Origin of the sequence: Asticcacaulis sp. AND118 (genome assembly GCF_020535245.1) — a bacterium.
In the GTDB taxonomy this organism is placed as follows: Bacteria; Pseudomonadota; Alphaproteobacteria; order Caulobacterales; family Caulobacteraceae; genus Asticcacaulis.
Window position 1 is genome coordinate 1,937,824 of sequence record NZ_CP084910.1, and the last position, 17,626, is coordinate 1,955,449.

At 62.2% G+C, this 17,626-nt stretch carries 18 protein-coding genes; 5 read left to right on the forward strand and 13 right to left on the reverse strand.

From position 1 onward, the window contains the following. On the reverse strand, positions 1 to 1,578 hold the full coding sequence (locus tag LH365_RS09360) for a serine hydrolase (RefSeq protein ID WP_226743377.1): 1,578 nt from the start codon (positions 1,576 to 1,578) through the stop codon (positions 1 to 3). Positions 1,579 to 1,719: 141 nt separating this feature from the next. Between LH365_RS09360 and ychF the strand changes: the two genes are divergently transcribed. After that, positions 1,720 to 2,832 carry a redox-regulated ATPase YchF gene (gene ychF / locus LH365_RS09365; protein ID WP_226743378.1) on the forward strand — a complete coding sequence of 371 codons (1,113 nt, stop codon included), beginning with the start codon at positions 1,720 to 1,722 and terminating at the stop codon, positions 2,830 to 2,832. A gap of 90 nt (positions 2,833 to 2,922) precedes the next feature. After that, a complete protein-coding gene (locus LH365_RS09370; protein ID WP_226743379.1) occupies positions 2,923 to 3,603 on the forward strand; it encodes a hypothetical protein in 681 nt (226 codons plus the stop codon). Between the two features lie 59 nt (positions 3,604 to 3,662). On the opposite strand, the gene LH365_RS09375 is transcribed toward LH365_RS09370, so the two are convergent. The 4 genes from LH365_RS09375 to petA form a co-directional block, all read right to left on the reverse strand. Further along, entirely contained in the window at positions 3,663 to 4,388 is a 726-nt protein-coding gene (locus tag LH365_RS09375) for an HD domain-containing protein (RefSeq protein ID WP_226743380.1), read from the reverse strand. A gap of 292 nt (positions 4,389 to 4,680) precedes the next feature. Further along, complete coding sequence (locus LH365_RS09380) at positions 4,681 to 5,550, reverse strand: cytochrome c1 (protein ID WP_226743381.1); 870 nt, start codon at positions 5,548 to 5,550, stop codon at positions 4,681 to 4,683. Between the two features lie 5 nt (positions 5,551 to 5,555). Continuing rightward, entirely contained in the window at positions 5,556 to 6,851 is a 1,296-nt protein-coding gene (locus LH365_RS09385; RefSeq protein ID WP_226743382.1) for a cytochrome b N-terminal domain-containing protein, read from the reverse strand. 10 nt (positions 6,852 to 6,861) lie between these two features. Then, entirely contained in the window at positions 6,862 to 7,401 is a 540-nt protein-coding gene (gene petA, locus LH365_RS09390) for a ubiquinol-cytochrome c reductase iron-sulfur subunit (RefSeq protein WP_226743383.1), read from the reverse strand. A 237-nt stretch (positions 7,402 to 7,638) separates the two neighbouring features. Between petA and LH365_RS09395 the strand changes: the two genes are divergently transcribed. Beyond that, positions 7,639 to 8,109: a tRNA (cytidine(34)-2'-O)-methyltransferase gene (locus LH365_RS09395; RefSeq protein WP_226743384.1), complete on the forward strand. Its 471-nt coding sequence runs from the start codon at positions 7,639 to 7,641 to the stop codon at positions 8,107 to 8,109. Positions 8,110 to 8,127: 18 nt separating this feature from the next. Beyond that, positions 8,128 to 9,015, forward strand: a complete 888-nt coding sequence (hemF, locus tag LH365_RS09400) for an oxygen-dependent coproporphyrinogen oxidase (RefSeq protein ID WP_226743385.1) — start codon at positions 8,128 to 8,130, stop codon at positions 9,013 to 9,015. A 37-nt stretch (positions 9,016 to 9,052) separates the two neighbouring features. Here hemF and LH365_RS09405 read toward each other — a convergent pair whose 3' ends face one another. The 6 genes from LH365_RS09405 to LH365_RS09430 form a co-directional block, all read right to left on the reverse strand. Beyond that, positions 9,053 to 9,463 (reverse strand): VOC family protein, encoded by a 411-nt coding sequence (locus LH365_RS09405; RefSeq protein ID WP_226743386.1) that lies wholly within the window; start codon positions 9,461 to 9,463, stop codon positions 9,053 to 9,055. Between the two features lie 57 nt (positions 9,464 to 9,520). Further along, positions 9,521 to 10,231, reverse strand: coding sequence for a type 1 glutamine amidotransferase (locus tag LH365_RS09410; protein ID WP_226743387.1), 711 nt, complete (start codon positions 10,229 to 10,231; stop codon positions 9,521 to 9,523). A gap of 33 nt (positions 10,232 to 10,264) precedes the next feature. Next, positions 10,265 to 11,491 (reverse strand): CCA tRNA nucleotidyltransferase, encoded by a 1,227-nt coding sequence (locus LH365_RS09415; RefSeq protein WP_226743388.1) that lies wholly within the window; start codon positions 11,489 to 11,491, stop codon positions 10,265 to 10,267. 81 nt (positions 11,492 to 11,572) lie between these two features. Then, a complete protein-coding gene (locus LH365_RS09420; protein WP_226743389.1) occupies positions 11,573 to 12,085 on the reverse strand; it encodes a DUF1285 domain-containing protein in 513 nt (170 codons plus the stop codon). Continuing rightward, a complete protein-coding gene (locus tag LH365_RS09425; RefSeq protein ID WP_226743390.1) occupies positions 12,082 to 12,675 on the reverse strand; it encodes a GNAT family N-acetyltransferase in 594 nt (197 codons plus the stop codon). The genes LH365_RS09420 and LH365_RS09425 overlap by 4 nt, the downstream gene beginning before the upstream one ends. 57 nt (positions 12,676 to 12,732) lie before the next feature. After that, a complete protein-coding gene (locus LH365_RS09430; protein ID WP_226743391.1) occupies positions 12,733 to 13,461 on the reverse strand; it encodes an enoyl-CoA hydratase-related protein in 729 nt (242 codons plus the stop codon). 218 nt (positions 13,462 to 13,679) lie between these two features. On the opposite strand from LH365_RS09430, the gene LH365_RS09435 reads away from it, so the two are divergent. Next, a complete protein-coding gene (locus LH365_RS09435) occupies positions 13,680 to 15,065 on the forward strand; it encodes a hypothetical protein (protein ID WP_226743392.1) in 1,386 nt (461 codons plus the stop codon). A 172-nt stretch (positions 15,066 to 15,237) separates the two neighbouring features. On the opposite strand, the gene LH365_RS09440 is transcribed toward LH365_RS09435, so the two are convergent. Both LH365_RS09440 and LH365_RS09445 read right to left on the reverse strand, forming a co-directional pair. Then, the gene (locus LH365_RS09440) at positions 15,238 to 16,563 is read right to left on the reverse strand and encodes a dihydroorotase (protein WP_226743393.1); all 1,326 of its coding nucleotides are present in this window, start codon (positions 16,561 to 16,563) and stop codon (positions 15,238 to 15,240) included. A gap of 62 nt (positions 16,564 to 16,625) precedes the next feature. Beyond that, on the reverse strand, positions 16,626 to 17,609 hold the full coding sequence (locus LH365_RS09445; RefSeq protein WP_226743394.1) for a glycosyltransferase family 9 protein: 984 nt from the start codon (positions 17,607 to 17,609) through the stop codon (positions 16,626 to 16,628). Positions 17,610 to 17,626: the final 17 nt, after the last annotated feature.

Here is a 17,626-nt window from a genome sequence, read left to right on the forward strand (position 1 = left end):
TCAGATTTTGCGCAAATCGAGATCCTGATAGTCGAAACTGAAATCGGCCAGCGGCGAATAAGCGACCAGCTTCATCCCCAGCACCTTGCCGTCCTTCAACTCAAACGTCACCACGGCGTCCTCGCCCCAGCCGACCGGGAAGCGCGTGCGGAAGACATCCGGTCCGAAGACCTCCATAGGTCCTTTCAGGCGCGCCGTGCGGGTAAAGTCGATGTTCAGACGCGCGGTTTTGCCTTTGCCTGACACGCTCACCTTCACATCGCCATACCACGCATCGCGATAGATTCCGGCATAGGCCTCCAGCGGCAGGGACGGCGCGCCGGGCTGAACCTTCGGCGCGTCGGCAATGGCCTTTTCCGCCGTCCTGGCCGTGCTGTCCGCCGCCGCCTTCAGCCAGTCATAGGCCGGAGCGCCGATCAGCAGGTCGAGAATGGCGTTGCGGATCTGGCCGCTCGTGCCGTCTTCGACATTGGTATAGACGGCGACGGCGATGCCCTTTTCCGGCAGCAGGGCCTGCTGCGTCACCTGACCCACCAGCCCGCCGGAATGCGACACCAGCCGCAGCCCGCGATAGTCCTGAATGAACCAGCCGAGACCATAGGTGCGGAACAGCGCCGCCGTCGGTGTCTCAGGTGTCGGCCCCGCGCCGCTGCCGGCCACGCTGGCCGGTTTCCACATTTCGCGCGACGAGGCCTCGGAAAACAGCCGCTGGCCATTGGGCATGAGGCCCTTGTTCAATTGGGTGTGCAGCCACGGCAGGATGCCCGTGACGCTGGTCACCAGCCCGGCGGCGGGCGAGAAGGACAGGGTTTCTTCCGGCGCCACCACCCTGTAGTCTCCGATGCCGCGCAGCGGACCGGTCAGGCGCGCGTGCCGTCCGGCTACATTGGCGGCGGTGACATTGGGCCAGCCCATCACGGTATCGACCATGCCCAAGGGCTTCAGGAGACGTTCTGTAACGAAGCTTTCATAGCTTTGCCCCGACACGCGCTCGATGACCAGACCGGCGATGGTGAACATCACATTGTTGTAGGCGTAGCCCGAACGGAACGGATATTGCGGCTTGAGGTACGGCACGCCCCTGAGCTGGTCTTCGCGCGTGTGGTCCGACTGCGGGAACAGCATCAGGTCGCCCTGCCCCAGTCCAAGACCGGCGCGATGCGACAGCAGATCGCGCACGCTGACCAACGGCGTCAGGGCGGGATCGTGCATCCTGAACTCGGGGATATAGCGCACGACCGGCCCGTCCCATTCGACCTTGCCCGACTCGACCAGAAGCGCCAGCGCCGCCGCCGTAAAGGCCTTGGTGTTGGACGCCACGCCGAACTGCGTATGAACGTCGACGGGTTCGGGCTTACCCAGCGTGCGCACGCCATAGCCCTTCACATAGTCGGGCTGTCCGGGCCGGATCACCGCCACGGCCACGGCGGGCAGGCCGAACTTCGCCATGAAGGCGTCGACGATGGCGTCGATTTGGGCCGTATCGGCGGATTGAGCCACCGCCCGGACGGGCAGCGCCCCCGCAAGGGCCGCCCCGGCAGTCAGGGTCAGAAACGAACGGCGGTCGGCGCGAAGCATGGCAATGTCCTTACAACGGATACCACACCCTATCCCGCCGGCTTTCGTCTGCGCAATCTAAACCTGATCTAAAACTCTGGTCATGCCGGGGAAAATGGGTTAGGCAGCGGGCCAATTTCTCTCTTTTCCGCTTGGAATCCCATGGCCCTGAAAGTCGCAATCGTCGGTCTGCCCAATGTCGGCAAGTCCACCCTGTTCAACGCCCTGACCCAGACCGCCTCGGCCCAGGCCGCCAACTATCCCTTCTGCACCATCGAGCCGAACACGGGCGAAGTGGCCGTGCCGGAGCCGCGTCTTGAGGTGCTGGCCAGGATCGTCGGCTCTAAGGAAATCATCCCGGCCCGCATCAACTTCGTCGACATCGCGGGCCTCGTGCGCGGCGCGTCGAAGGGCGAAGGGCTCGGCAATCAGTTCCTCGCCAATATCCGCGACTGCGACGCCATCGCCTTTGTGGCGCGCTGCTTCGTCGATACGGACATCACCCACGTCGAAGGCCGCATCGATCCGCTGGCCGACCTTGAGATCATCGAGACAGAGCTGATGATCGCCGATCTGGAATCGCTGGAAAAGCGCCTGCCGCAACTCGAAAAGCGCGCCAAGTCCGGCGGCGACAAGGAGGCGGCCCTCACGGTTTCGCTGATTAACGCCGCCCTCGAAGAACTGCGCGACGGCCGCCCGGCCCGCGTCGCCTATGAGAAAGGCAAGATCAGCAAGGAAGACACCAAGGCGTGGGAGATGCTGCAACTGCTGACCTCCAAGCCCGCCCTGTACGTCTGCAATGTCGACGAAGCCTCAGCCTCGACCGGCAACGACCTGTCGGAAATCGTCTCCAAGCGCGCCGCCGCCGACCACGCCAAGTCGGTGGTCATTTCGGCCCAGATCGAGTCCGAAATCGCGCTTCTGGATGCCGATGAACGTCAGGAGTTTCTGGAGACCCTCGGGCTCGAAGAGCCGGGCCTCAACCGCCTGATCCGCGAAGCCTATGCGCTGCTGGGCCTGCAATCCTACTTCACGGTCGGCCCCAAGGAAGCCCGCGCCTGGACCATCCATAAGGGCGACACGGCCCCGCAGGCCGCCGGAGTCATCCATACGGACTTTGAAAAGGGCTTCATCCGCGCCGAGACCATCGCCTACGAGGACTATGTGAAGTTCAACGGCGAAACGGGCGCCAAGGAAAACGGCAAGTTCCGTCAGGAAGGCAAGGAGTACATCGTCAAGGACGGCGATGTGCTGAACTTCCGCTTTAACGTCTAGGTTTTAAGGTTTGCAGGGGCGCGGCCCCTGCACCCGTTATCGGGAGCGGATGGACAGGATAGCGCATTCACGTCTTTAGGGGGGATGGTGATGGAAGCGGCGGACACGGTTGCTGGGCTGCACAGGTGCAAGAAGCGGTGGGTAGCGATTTTCTCGCTATCGCTCTTCTGGGTTTTCGTTTGCCTGATGTGCCTCGCCACCATCGTGCTGGGAGGCTTTGAAAAGAAGCCTCTGGCAAGTATTCTAGCGGGCATATGTGTGCCCCTCTTCATCAATCTTTGGATGGGCTTCATCTCAAATATTCATCAGACCACGCTTTTCGTACATCCGGATGGATTTGCCTATAAGCTTGGGAAATGGCCTGTTCGCTTGATCCGTTGGGCGGATCTCGAACGCACAAGTGAGAAATACGCCAACGGAATATCCGTTGAGTTATCGCTGCGGCTGACGCGGTACGAACCCTACCTGAACCAACTTGAAAATGACGAAATTCGACTGTGGCTGACGGACCGACGTATCTGGTTCTGGATAAGCTATCTCTTCGTCTTACCAGCGAAGCCCAAAGATTTCGCAAGTCTCTGGCCGAAAGGCCTGACATTGAACAAAACAGACCCGCGCGTCCGAATGGCTCTGCGTATGATATGGACGCGACGCCATTCTGGGGCGGATTTAGGTTTCTCCAGTTTCCTTTGTCAACGCAAAGATGCAACTGCGATTGAAGAGTCCTACATCGAATTTCTGAAGCGCCAATCTGCACTGCCGCCAGCTTGACGACAGGGCATTATCGCGCGCCCATGACGGGGTTTGGGGCCTAAAGGCCCCAAAAGTCTTCAAATCTCTTCGTGAAGATACTCGATAAACGCCTTCATGCGCGCGTGGCGCAGATCGGCCATATCGCGGCCAGAGGTCGTCTGGAAACCTGATTTCAGCTTGAACAGCTTGGTCTCGAAATGGTCCAGCGCGAAGCTGAGATCGTCCAGTTCGCGCTCCTCAGCCTTCGGATCGAACGGATCGTAGAGCGCCGTATTCATCCGCCCCGCCGTGTAGAAACAGCGGGCGATACCGACGAAGCCGATGGCGTCCATCCGGTCGGCGTCCTGCACGATCTTCGCTTCGAGCGTTTCCGGCATGACATTGGCGCTGAAGGAATGGGTATGGATAGCGTGAGCCACGGCGTCGATGCGCGCCTCGTCCCAATCCTGAGCCGCCAGAATCTCACGCGCCTTTTCCGCCGACAGACGCGAGGCGTCGCGGCGCAGAGGCGAGTTCTTTTCCACCTGAACGCAGTCGTGCAGCAGGACCGCCGCCGCCACGATTTCGGAATCGCCGGCTTCCATGTCGCTAAGAGTCATGGCGACCTTGAACACGCGCTGCAGGTGGGACACGTCGTGCGAACCGTCATCGCTGTTGTCCAGAACGTGCGGCAGCAGCGCCTCGGCCAGCGCCTCATGCGGGGCGAACGAGGGCGACAGGCGCACGGCCATCATCTTTTGAAGCGCCTGCGCATCCGGAAACCGGCTGGCGCCTTTGGAAACGGGTTTGGTCTGACAATCCATGGACGACTCGATACGGTCCCCTGCCCTCGGCCACCGGTGTAGCACGTGATCACAGGGGGGTGAGTCCTTTTACACCCGGCAAGCGATCACTTTTTTGAAGCCGCAAAGCAAAAGCCCCCGGCGAACCGAGGGCTTTCATATTCGTGCCGCTAATCGTCTGGCATGGCGCGCTGGGAGGCGGCGAGAAGGATTGGCTTTCAAGACCCGGAGCGCAGCGTACATAAAGTACGTGATCACCGGAAGTTTGAAAGACGGCCCTTCGCAGCCCCTCGCAGTAGCGCCAGGCTGACGATTAGTGTTTGCCATGCCAGAGCTTGCGATACGCCGCATAGGTAATTCCGGCGAACAGCAGCAGGTAGATCAGCACAGCCACGCCGGTCTTCTTGCGAAGCGTGGCGTGCGGATCACCGGCCCATTCCAGGAAGGCGGCGACATCGGCAGCCATCTGATGCGTGGTGGCCTTGGTGCCGTCGTCATAGGTGACGAGATCGTCGCGCAGCGGCGGGGCCATGGCCAGCACGCCACCGGGAGGCACGTGCTGGGGATCGCCCTTCCAGGCGCTGTGCAGATCGCCCGCCATATAGGGGTTGTAGTGCTGCCCCTCATTTACGGTCAGACCCTTCGGCGTCTCCACGTACCCCGTCAGCAACGAGTAGACATAGCTCGCGCCGCCGTGACGGGCCTTGGTGATGACCGAGAGATCGGGCGGGATGGCCCCGCCGTTCGACGCCGCCGCAGCATAGGTGTTGGCGAACTTGGCCGGGAAGTGATCGGAGGTCGAAGCCGGGCGGGTGATCGCGTCACCCGTATCCGTATCGATGTCCGGCACTTCGAATTCCGAGGCGATCTGCTTCACATAGGGGTTGTCGTTCGGGTTCTTGTACTTTTCGTCGTAGAAGGGACCGCCCTTCTGGCCGAGGTTGCGGAACGACAGCAGGGTCGCGGAGTGGCAGTTGGAGCAGACTTCGCGGAACACCTTATAGCCGCGCTGGAGCTGGCCCTGATCGAAGGTGCCGAACGGCCCCTCGAAGCTGAAGCCTTCCTTGGGCGCGTGCGGATGCTTGGCGCCGCCGGCCGCGAAGGCCGGAGCAGACAGAGTAAGGGCAGCGGCGATAGCGGCCAGTCCCAAAACCTTAAGGCTTTTCGTCATGAAAGCGGACATCGGACTTACGCCCCCTTCTTCTTCGCTTGGTCAGCGAGGATGGCCTCGCTGATGGATGCCGGAACCGGCAAGGGTTCTTCCTTCAGGCCGACCCACGGCATGATGAGCAGGAAGAAGGCGAAGTAGTAGAGCGTCAGCGCGCGCGTCAGCCACAGGTAAGAGTTGAACTGACCGTCAAGCAGGTTGAAGCTGGGCAGACCCGGCACCACAGGCGCGTCCGGAAGCTGTCCGCCGCACCAGCCCAGGCCAAGCGCCACGACAACGAAGATGACGAAGAACCAGCGCATCACCGGGCGGTAACGCATGGAACGCACCTTCGACGTATCCAGCCACGGCAGGACGAACAGCACCGCGATGGCGCCGAACATCGCCACCACGCCGCCGAACTTGTCGGGAATGGCGCGCAGGATGGCGTAGAAGGGCAGCAGATACCATTCGGGCACGATGTGCGCCGGGGTGACCAGCGGGTTGGCCTGAATATAGTTGTCGGCGTGGCCCAGAGCGTTAGGCATGAAGAAGACGAACACCGAGAACAGAATCAGGAAGAAGATGATCCCCAGTCCGTCCTTCACCGTGGCGTACGGCGTGAAGGGCACGGTGTCTTCCTTCGATTTGATATCGACGCCGGCCGGATTGTTCTGACCCACGACGTGCAGCGCCCAGATATGGAGGATGACCACGCCGGCGATGACAAAGGGCAGCAGGTAGTGCAGTGAGAAGAAGCGGTTCAGCGTCGGCTGGTCGACGGCGAAACCGCCCTGCAGCCAGGTCAGGATCGGGCCGCCGATCACGGGGATAGAACCGATCAGGTTGGTGATGACGACGGCGCCGTGGAAGGACATCTGGCCCCAGGGCAGCACATAGCCCATGAAGGCGGTGGCGATCATCAGGAAGAAGATGATGCAACCCAGAATCCACAGCACTTCGCGCGGGGCCTTATACGATCCGTAATAGAGACCACGGAACATGTGCACGAAGACGGCGAAGAAGAACATCGACGCGCCGTTGGCGTGGACGTAGCGGATCAGCCAGCCGTAATTGACGTCGCGCATGATGCGCTCGACCGAATTGAAGGCCAAATCGACGTGCGGCGTATAGTGCATCGCCAGAATGATGCCGGTGACGATCTGAATGGCGAGACAGACAGACAGAATGCCGCCGAAGGTCCACCAGTAGTTCAGATTGCGGGGCGTCGGATAATCGACAAACGAATCATAGGCGAGACGGACGATCGGCAGGCGCTGATCGAGCCACTTCTCGACGCCGGTCTTCGGCTCGTAGGTTGAAGGATGGTCGCTCATGATGCCCCTCTTAACCGATCTTCACTTTGGTGTCGGACAGGAACTGGAAGTCCGGCACGGCGAGATTCAGCGGCGCGGGTCCTTTGCGGATGCGCCCCGACGTATCGTAGTGCGAACCGTGGCAGGGGCAGAACCACCCGCCGAAATCGCCTGCCCCGAACGTCGGCACGCAACCCAGGTGCGTGCACGACCCCACGAGGATCAGATACTGTTCCTTCCCTTTTTTCACGCGATCGGCGTCCGCCTGCGGGTCCTTGAGATCCGACAGCTTGGCGTCCTGCGCTTCTTTGATTTCCTTGGGCGTGCGGTAGCGGACGAACAGGGGCTTGCCGCGCCACTTGATCACCACCTGCATGCCTTCCTGTACCTTGGAGAGGTCGAACTCGGTCGAGGCCATGGCCAGGGTGTCGGCGGCGGGATTCATCTGATCCACCAGAGGTGGAATAACCGCCGCCACCGCGCCGACGGCGGCCGCACCGGCGGCTATGTAAATGAAATCGCGGCGGTTCGGGTCCCCATGGCCGCCATGATCCGTTGCAGGTTCGCTCACCTTGACACCTCTTCGTCTTGCGCTCGATGCGCCGACCCGGCCTTGCGGGCGGGACGCTTACCTCAATGCGTGCCGCCCTGCGGCGGCCATAATTCTTGTTGATCTGCGTCCCTGCCGATGGTTTTCCCCCTGGGGCGGCATTAAGACGCAGATAGTTCCTCTTACCTGTCAGAGGTCTTTACGTCTATAGCGGCAATCGCGTGCCGGAAAAATCCTCTGTCCAAAATATGGCATAAAATGCGTCTGGCCCTTTTTCAACCGGATATTCCACAGAATCTAGGCAGCGCCATACGTTTGTGCGCCTGTCTGGGCGTCTCTCTCGACATCATAGAACCGTGCGGCTTCCCGCTCAACGACCGGGCCGTCAAACGCGCGGCCATGGACTATGGCGGCGCGGCGGAGGTGACGCGACATGATTCGTGGACCGCCTTCCGGCAAAAGCGCGACGATTGGCCGCAGGGCGCGCGGCTGGTGCTGTTCACCACCAAGGGGGCCTCGCCCTATCAGTCGTTTGAATTCCGCCCGGACGACGTGCTGCTGATGGGCCGCGAAAGCGCCGGCGTCACCGACGAAGTCCACGAGGCCGCCGACGCCCGCCTGATCATCCCCATGCGGCCCGGTCTGCGCTCGATCAATGTCATCAATGCCGCCGCGATGGCGCTGGGCGAGGCGCTTCGACAAACCGATGGGTTTGCCGCTTACCCATAAATACCGTAAGAGACGCGCATGAACGCCACCGCTCCCCTCTCCTCAGATATTCTCGCCGACCGCCAGCAGGCTGCCGCCACGTGGTTCCGGTCCTTGCGCGACCGCATCTGTGCATCTTTCGAAGCGTTGGAGGACGAAGCTCCGGTGACGCATTACGGCCAGACGCCGGGTCGTTTCGAGCGCAAGCCGTGGACGCGCCCCGAAGGCGGTGGCGGCGAAATGTCGATGATGCACGGCCGGTTGTTCGAAAAGGTCGGGGTGCATATCTCGACCGTGCACGGCACCTTCAGCCCGGACTTCGCCAAGACCATTCCCGGCGCCGCCGAAGACCCGCGATTCTTCGCCACCGGCATCAGCCTGATCGCGCACCTGTGGAACCCGCACATCCCGGCGGTGCACATGAATACACGCTTCATCACCACGACGCAGAGCTGGTTCGGCGGCGGGGCCGACCTGACGCCGCTGCTGGCCGCCGACCGCCGGCAGGATGCCCCGCAGGCCAAGGCCTTCCATCGGGCGTTCGAAGCCACCTGCGACCACTTCGCGCCAGACTATTATGCGCGCTTCAAAAAGTGGTGCGACGAGTACTTTTTCCTGCCCCACCGCAACGAACCGCGCGGCATCGGCGGCATCTTCTACGATCATCTGGACACGAACGACCACGAGGCGGATTTCGCCTTCACGCGCGCGGTGGGCGAGACGTTTCTTGATATCTATCCGCAACTTGTCCGTGAACGTTGCGACCGGGCATGGTCGGAGGATGAGCGAGATCAACAGTTGATACAGCGCGGTCGCTATGTCGAGTTCAACCTGCTCTACGACCGCGGCACGCTGTTCGGCCTGAAGACCGGTGGCAATGTCGAATCGATCCTGTCGTCCATGCCGCCAGCCGTGAAATGGCCCTGAGCCATTTCACAAACTTGAAATGCTTAAGTGGCCGTAATCAGCCGCCGGTGGGCGTGATCACCACATCTTCCGCCGAGCGTGTCGAAGGACCGTGATAGGTGGCTTCGATATTGTTGCCGTCGGGATCGTAGACGAAGCCCCCGTAATAGCCGGGATGATAATCGCGCTCGCCCGGCCCGCCATTGTCGCGTCCACCGGCTTTCAACGCCGCATCGTAGAAGCTTTGCACGGCATCCTGATCCGCCGCCTGAAACGACAGATGGATGTGCGACAGCAGCTCGCCCTGCGAGATGTACAGTTCATCGACCTGCAGGAAGTCTTCGCCTTCGTTGATCTGCGCGCCGGGTTTCACGGCAGCGACGACCGACTTGTAAAAGCGTTTCGCGGCTTCGAGGTCCCTGACCACAAGATGGACGTGATCGATCAGGCGTCCGGTATGATAGTCCATAAGCTCCTCCTGTGATGGGAGGAGCTTAACGACTGTCCTGCAAAAAATCGGCAGGAGTCACGCCGCCAGAAACTTCGAAATCGCCGCCAGCACATGATCGCGCGTCGTACCGACCTTGAGGCTATCCATGGCCTGATCGACCAGATGCTCGGAAATACGCCAACCGCGGCGGCTCATCCACAGATCGCCGGCGAAGTCCTCGCAGAATTCCGGATGGCACTGGAACGAAATGGCCTTGCGATCCGTATAGGCCAGCGCGCCGTAGGGCGTGAAGTCCGACCCGGCCAGCACCACCGCTGTGTCGGGCTTTCGGACCACCTGATCCTGATGGCTGACGGCCACGCGAATCGACGACAGGTCGGTCGTCGCCAGTTCGCGCCACAGGGCATTGTCGTGGATGGTGTATTCGTGCAGGCCGACGCCCCAGCCCTTGTCCGACTTCTCGACGTGACCACCCCAGGCCTGCGCCATGATCTGATGGCCGAAGCAGATACCGACCACCGGCACCGCCGCATCAAGCCCTTTCAGCCAGCCGATCAGGTCGGAAATCCACGCGTGGTCTTCGTAGACGCCCGCCGGAGAGCCGGTGATGACCACGCCTTGCAGCACGTCGTCCGGTCCCGGCAGTTCGCCCTCCATAGTGCGGAAGACGCGAAACTGCCGCTCCGGCGCGGCCAGATGCGCGCGGAACATGTCGGCATAGGTGCCGTAGGTATCGCTGAGATTATCGGGCGGAACACCGGTTTCGAGGATGGCGACGTAGGACATGCGGATTGACGGACAAACGGGTTTATGACGCCCTTATATGTTTGTCCGTTTGGCGATGTCGTCAATGGCGGCCTCTATCACGATTGATGAGAAATCGTGTGCGACCCAGTCGGCCTCGATGCGACGCAGGGCCTGCCCCAGTTCCGGCCCGGCCTTCAGCCCGGCGGCGATCAGCCGCGACGATTTCAGCGGGAAGATCGGCACATCGATCATGCGCAGGGACGCATCGAACCGCTGCCACTCCTTGGCCGTCAGACCGGCTTCGGCCGCGCGCAGCGACAGGGCGTCGCTCAGCGCCTGACGGCCATGACGGTACAGGCCCCGGCGCAGGGTGGCTTCGCCGGTAGCGATACGCGCCTCCGGATAGGCCGCTGCCGCCTGGGTCAGGCGATCGGCGACGCGATTAGGCAGGCGCAGCCGCTGCGCCACATCCGGAAAGGTTTCCGCCACCAATCCGTCGCCGTCAATCAGAGCGATCAACCGTTGAATAACATCCGTCGTCAAGGCTATGGCGGCGCTGAACACCGAGGCCTTGACGTGCAGACCGCCCAGAACATGCGGCATGACCCCGGTTTCGATCATGCGCCTGACGACGGCCGCAGGATCGGCCACACCCAGCAGTTTGAACAGTTCCTGTTGCAGGCGCTCGCCCGACAGGCCGTCGATCCCGGCTTTCAGCGCCACGCAGGCATTGAGAGAGGGTTCATCCAGTGTGCTGCCGTGACTGGCGCTGAACCGAAAAAAGCGCAATATTCTCAGATAATCTTCGCGAATTCTTGTCTCGGCGTCGCCGATGAATCGCACCCGCCCGGCCCGCGCATCGGCCAGCCCCTGCCCCGTCGGATCGAACACCTCGCCACGCACATCGGCATAGAGGGCGTTGAGGTAAAAATCGCGGCGCTGCGCGTCCCGCGTCCAGTCGGTGGTGTAGCTGACCACGGCGCGGCGGCCGTCGGTTTCGACATCCTCACGCAGGGAGGTGATCTCGAACGGCTCGCCGCCGACCAGCGCTGTGATGGTGCCGAAGGCCTTGCCCGTCGGGACGTGGCGGATACTTGCCGCCGACAGGGCGGCTTCGGTCTCGTCGGGCGTCAGTTGCGTCGACAGGTCGAAATCGCCGGGCGCACGCCCCATGATCATGTCGCGCACACAGCCGCCGACAAAGCGCACGCAGCCCGCTCCGCCTGCGGCTTCCAGCGCGGCGAAAACCTGCCGCACGGCGGGCCGGGTCATTTCGGGAGGCAGGGTGATATGGAGCAAGGAATTATGTCCGGAGCCGCCGGTAAAATGCCGGGCGAAGACGAGTTCAGGGAGACCGCCTCTCCCGGCGGATTGCAGAGATTACTCAGAAAGCACGGGAATTTCAAACCCCTGCTCACACAACCTCACGTAACACCATTTCCCGTCTGCCGACAGTTCCGCTGTCTCGAACAGGCGCGCGGCGCAGGCACGGGTCATCCGTGCCCAAAGGTCTCCGCGCACCTTCATACGCGGCCGCCATTCGTCGCCCGCCACATCGATGACCAGCGGATGATCGGGCCCCAGCGTCAGACGCTGCGCCTGATCGGTGACGAAGGTCGTCCCGTCGAAATCGACGATACGGAACGGCAGGTCCTCGACGGTGACGATCAGCTTCTCGACCGGCGTAACCAGCACATAGCCATCTGCGTCGCGCCGCAACAGCCTGGAAAACAGCCGCACCAGCGCCGGGCGCGCGATGGGCCGGCCTTCGTGCAGCCAGACGCCATCCCGACGAATGACGATATCGATAGCGCCGCACAGTGGCGGCTGCCACGACTCGACCGGATAGTCTTTCTCAGGAAATCGCGCGGCTTCGTTCAGCCAGTCGCTCATTTGTCGACGGCGCCCCTGAGGGCCTCGCCCGTATAGGCCGGATTATACAGCACCATCAGACGGCGATAATCGACCGGGCCCGGCAAGGTCAGCCCTTCGCCCTTCATGAAACCGAACTTCTCGAAATAGGCCGGCGTGCCGACCAGCAGCACCGCGGTGACGCCCGTCTTGAACGTCGCCTGGATGGAGACGTCGATCAGCGCGCGCCCGATGCCATGACTCTGATGCGCCTCGTCGACGGCGATGGGCCCCAGAAAAGCCATCGTGCCCACCACCTTACGCGCGTCATCATAGATCTTCACCGGCCACAGCCGCACCGAGCCGATAATGGTCGTCTCGGCCTCACCCGCGCGTCCGACGCGATGCATGACGAAGGACAGGCCGGGCAGCGGCGCATTGCCTTCGCGCAGGCGTTCGGCGGTCTTGGCGTAGCGGCCCGGTCCGAAGACACGATTGACCAGCGCGTCGGCGGCATCGCGCTCGGCGGCGGCTTCCACAGTGATCAGACGCTCGAACGGATAGGTATCCACGGCCAGACCCGACAACTCATATACACCAGATACGCCGGAAACCGGCAAAAACGGGCGCATCCTTTAGTCGTAAACCTATAGGCCGTCAAATAAAGAAGCCGCAGCAATTGTAACAGATCAGCCTTTGCCCAGAAACGCCGCAAAGGCCATCGCCGCTTCGGGGCTTTTCAGCCGCGCCAGAAAGATTTCCCCCTCGCGCACAATCTGGCTCCACACGACATCGGGCTGGCGCATCAGGGCCTTGGCCTGACATAGCGCCTCCAGCGGCAGGGCGGCCAGTTTTGCCGCCACCGCCTCGGCTTCGGCAGCCAGTTGAGCGCGGCCCACAACGCGGTTGGCGACGCCCGTGCTCAGGGCCTCCGCCGCCGGGACGGGACGCCCCAGACTCAGCCATTCGAAGGCGCGCGCATGACCGATGCGCTGCGTCAGGAGCAGACTTGACCCGCCCTCCGGCGTCAGGCCCAGCTTAAGGAAGGGCAGGCTTAACCGCGCCTCTTCGGACATCAGCACCTGATCGCAGTGCAGCAACATGGTCGCGCCTACGCCCACGGCCTGCCCCTGCACCGCCGCGACGATCGGCATGGGCGCATAGGCCAGCGCCTTAAGGAACCTAAACACCGGTAAGGTCTCGACCGCGCCCTCGTGCGCGGCCAAGGCCACGAAATCGGCTATGTCGTTGCCGGCGCAGAAATCGTCGCCTTCGGCCTCCAGAAGAATGACCGACGACGCCGTATCGATCGCTTCGGCCAGGGCGGCATACATGGCGTGATCGAGCGCGTTCTTCTTGGCGGCGCGGTTGAGTTTGATGCGCCTTACGCCACCGGCGTCCGTGACCTCTACCGACATGGGGGCTCCCTTTATATTTGCCTGTATCTGACACGTGTGCCGCTGGGGCAGGCAAGCGTAAAAATCGAACCATTTTTTTATATTCGCAGCGCAGCGAAGCGGCTTCGTCCCATTGCCTTCAAGCCGCCACATCCTGTAGAGACAATTCCGTTATAAAGAGCCGCTAAAATCCGGCCGTCGACGCATTCACAGGTTCGCATTCAAGGAAACCGCAACCGATGTCTCTTTCCACCTTCCTCAGAGGCGCGGCGCTGGCCGTGACCGCCCTCGCGCTGGGGTGCAGCGCGGCTTCCGCCGCCGAACCGGCCAAGCTGAACGACAAGCAGCGCGCCAAGGGCGTCGCCGACGCCCCCGCCCTGATACAGACCGCCGGCGTGCCGTGCGATCCCGCCGACGCCTATTCGGTCGGCGAGTCCAGTCAGAAGAGCGCCGATGGCAAGACCGTAAAGCTTCAGGTCGTCGAAGTGGCGTGCAAGGCTGGCGGCGGCTATCTCCTCAGTAAAAATACCGCGACCAATACGGTGAACGCTTTCAATTGCACGCAAGCCTTCTCTCAGAATGCCGCCGACCCCAAGCAGGTGAAATGCGCGCTGCCCGCCAATGAAAAACACTTTGTCTGGCTTACGCCGATCGTCAAGTCATATGATGCGGGTTGCACCGTCAGCAATGCGCGCTGGCTGGGAGCGGTCACGGAGCACAAGTTCGACCGGTACGAAATCGCCTGCGAAGGCCGCCCCGGCGTGGTTGTGGACGTGCCGTTCGCCGGTTCCGATACGAAGCTTGCCTTCTCGAATTGTTTGATAGCTAAAGGCAATTCGGCCTGTCAGTTCACCACCGCCGAACAGGCCGTCCAGAGCCTGCAGGACCCCGTCAAACAGGGTCAACTGCCCTGCACGGTTGAAAAAGCGCGCTGGCTGGGCCGCTCGACCGCCGACAATGCCGACTTCTACGAGGTGGGTTGCGCCGGCAAGCCGGGCTTCATCCTGCAAACCGACACAGCTTTGAAGTATAAGGCTAATTTCGGTTGCGACCGCGCCGGCACCCTGGGTCCGTGCCAGTTCACCGACGCCGCCAGCCTGACGGCCGGCGCGCGCGACGCCTACACTCAAAAGCTTAAAACCGCCGGCATCACCTGCACGATCGGCGATTTCAACGTTGTCGGCGTCGAAACCGCCACCAAGCGCGAACTGGTCGAGTTCAAGTGCCCGGAACAGAAATTCGGTCTGGCCGCCTTCATCCCGACCGAAGGCTCGACCGCCAAGTTCGAGGCGATGGACTGCTTCACCATGATTTCGCGCCGCAAGGAATGCGGGTTCGTCACCAAGGCCACGCTGGATCAGCATCTGGACACCCTGATCAAGGGCGCCAAGAAGGACTGCGACATTCAGCAGATCAACTATCTGGGCCGTGGCGACGATGACGCCGCTCTGGTCGAAATCGCCTGCACCAACAAGCGCGGCTATGTCGGCGCGGTGATGAAGGCGCGCACCGGCTTCGAAGAAGTCGTGTCGTGCAACATCGCCAAGAGCCGCAAATATCCGATCCAGTGCGAAATCCCCGGCAACGGCACCTACGTGCCGCCCGCCGGCGGTTCGAACGACTGATCGGACGCTGAACCAAACGAAAAGCCCGCCGGAAACGGCGGGCTTTTTTGTGCACCCAGCAAACGCAAAAGCGTAAATCGTCAGCCTTGAGTCGAATAATAGCCGGCAAGCGCCGCAGCTACAAAAGTAGCTGCAAGCGCAGACTGCGTATTAGTCGGCCAAGGATGGCGATTTACAGGATCTCCATGAAACGGCAGGCCTCTCCCTGCGACGGCAGCACGATCTCGTCGTCGCGCATGACCACCTTGCCGCGCACGATGGTTGCCTTGGGCCAGCCGTGGGCCTCGAAGCCATCGAACGGCGTCCAGCCGCAGCGCGAACGCATCTGGTCGTGCGTAATGACGCGCTTGTGGTTCAGATCGACCAGGGTTATGTCGGCGTCGTAGCCCTCGGCCATGCGCCCCTTGCCGGCCAGACCGAAGACGCGCTGTGCCCCGCCCGATGTCAGATCGACCAGACGCTCCAGCGACATTCTGCCGTTGGCGACGTGGGTCAGCATGACCGGCAGCAGGGTCTGCACGCCCGGCATACCCGACGGCGAGGCGGGATAGGGCTTCGATTTTTCCTCGATCGTATGCGGCGCGTGGTCTGAGCCCAGCACGTCGGCAATGCCGCCATTAATGCCGTGCCACAGACCGTCCACATGGTATTGGTCGCGGATCGGCGGGTTCATCTGGGCATAGCCCTTCAGCCGTTGATAGGCCTCCGGCGCCACCAGAGTCAGGTGCTGCGGCGTGATCTCGACCGTGGCGATGTCCTTGTTGTGCGCCAGAAAATCGATCTCTTCGGCGGTGGTGACGTGCAGGACGTGGATGCGCTTGCCCGCCTCGCGCGCCAGCCGCACCAGACGGTGCGTCGACTGGATCGCCGACTGGGCGTCGCGCACGAAGTCGTGGCTGGTCCAGTCGCCTTCACGCGCCAGAGCGCGGCGCTCGGCCAGACGGTATTCGTCCTCGGAATGGAAGGTGGCGCGGCGGTTGACGCTGGCCAGCACCTTGGCCACGCCCTCGTCGTCGGCGATCAGCAGCGTGCCGGTCGAGGCCCCCATGAACACCTTGACGCCGCAGCAGCCCTTCATGCGTTCCAGCTCGCCCAGATGCGCAGCATTCTCATGCGTGCCGCCGACATAGAAGGCGTGGTCGCAGTGCATACGGTGACGCGCGCGCTTCAGCTTGTCCTCGAAGGTCGCCGGATCGGTGGTGTTGGGGTTGGTGTTCGGCATTTCGAACACGGCCACGACCCCGCCCAGAACGGCGGCCTGAGACCCGGTTTCGAGGTCTTCCTTCCATTCCAGACCCGGCTCGCGGAAATGGACCTGCGTGTCGATGACGCCCGGCATGGCCAGTAGGCCCGTGGCGTCGAACACTTCGCCGACCGAGGCCTGAGACAGGTCGCCGAAGGCGGCGAACTTGCCGTTTATAATACCGATGTCGCCCTGCCCCCGCCCGGCGTGATTGATAATGTCGGCGTTACGGATGATCAGATCGTAGGTGGGCATGGGGCATCTCCAATACCTTCTCTTATGAAGGAGAAGGCAGCCTGAAAGGCCTGATGAGGGGCTTAAGACGCGCTGAGCGTCGTCTGAACGGCCTCATACACCCGGTTTACGCTGAGGTCGAGCATATGACACAGGGCCTGATCAAGATTCGGGTCCTGTGCACGGATTTCCTCGAAGTGACGCGGTGTGCGCAGGATATGCACATTGTTCCCCAGCGGCGCTTCGACCCGTTCGTCCGAGGGCCCGTAGAGTCCGAAACTCAGCACATTGGCCGCCGCCGCCAGATGCAGCCAGATGTCGTCATTGCCGATAAAAACGCTGGCCTGACGCAGGCAGGCATAGGCGGTCAGCGGATCGAGCTTGCCGGTCAGTTCGACGACCCGCGCCTTGGGGGCGGCCATGCGCAGGGCCGTCGCCGCTTCGCGATCCGTCTCATTGCCCAAGATGAGCAGCCGCGCGCCTTTCAGCGGCCCGTCCTCGTTCATCAGGCGGGTCGCCAGCACCGAAAAGCGCTCGGCCGGCCACTGCGCCCCTTGCCAGCGCGCACCGGGGGCAATGGCCAGCAAGGGCCCCTCTTCGCCCGCCGTGTCCTCAAGAAAGGCCGCCGCGCCTGCGCCGCGCGCCTCGGCGACGTGCAACCACGGCAGTTCGGGCTTTTCCAGCCTCAGCAACCGCGACGCCATCACCACCGGATGTTCGGGCAAGTGAAGATTGCGGGCATAATGATCCGGCGCGATGGCGCGGGTCTTCGCGCTCAGGAAACGCGACCACAGGGTCGGTCCGGTATCGAGCAGCAGACCCCAGTTTTTCTGACGCAACCGCCACCACAGTTTCAGCCCGGCCGGCGAGATGACCGGGCCGTCAAAGGCAAGGATTTCCTCGATATGACTGAAGTCAGCGAACAGCGCCGCGCTGTCGCTGCGGGTCACCAGAGTCACGGCGGCATTGGGCACTTCTTGCAGGAGGCGCGCGAGAACCCCACCTAGAGCCAGCGCCCTTTTCGGTTCATCAAGCGCGACGATCAGGATCGGAAACGGACGGCTCATGTTAAACACTCTATCCC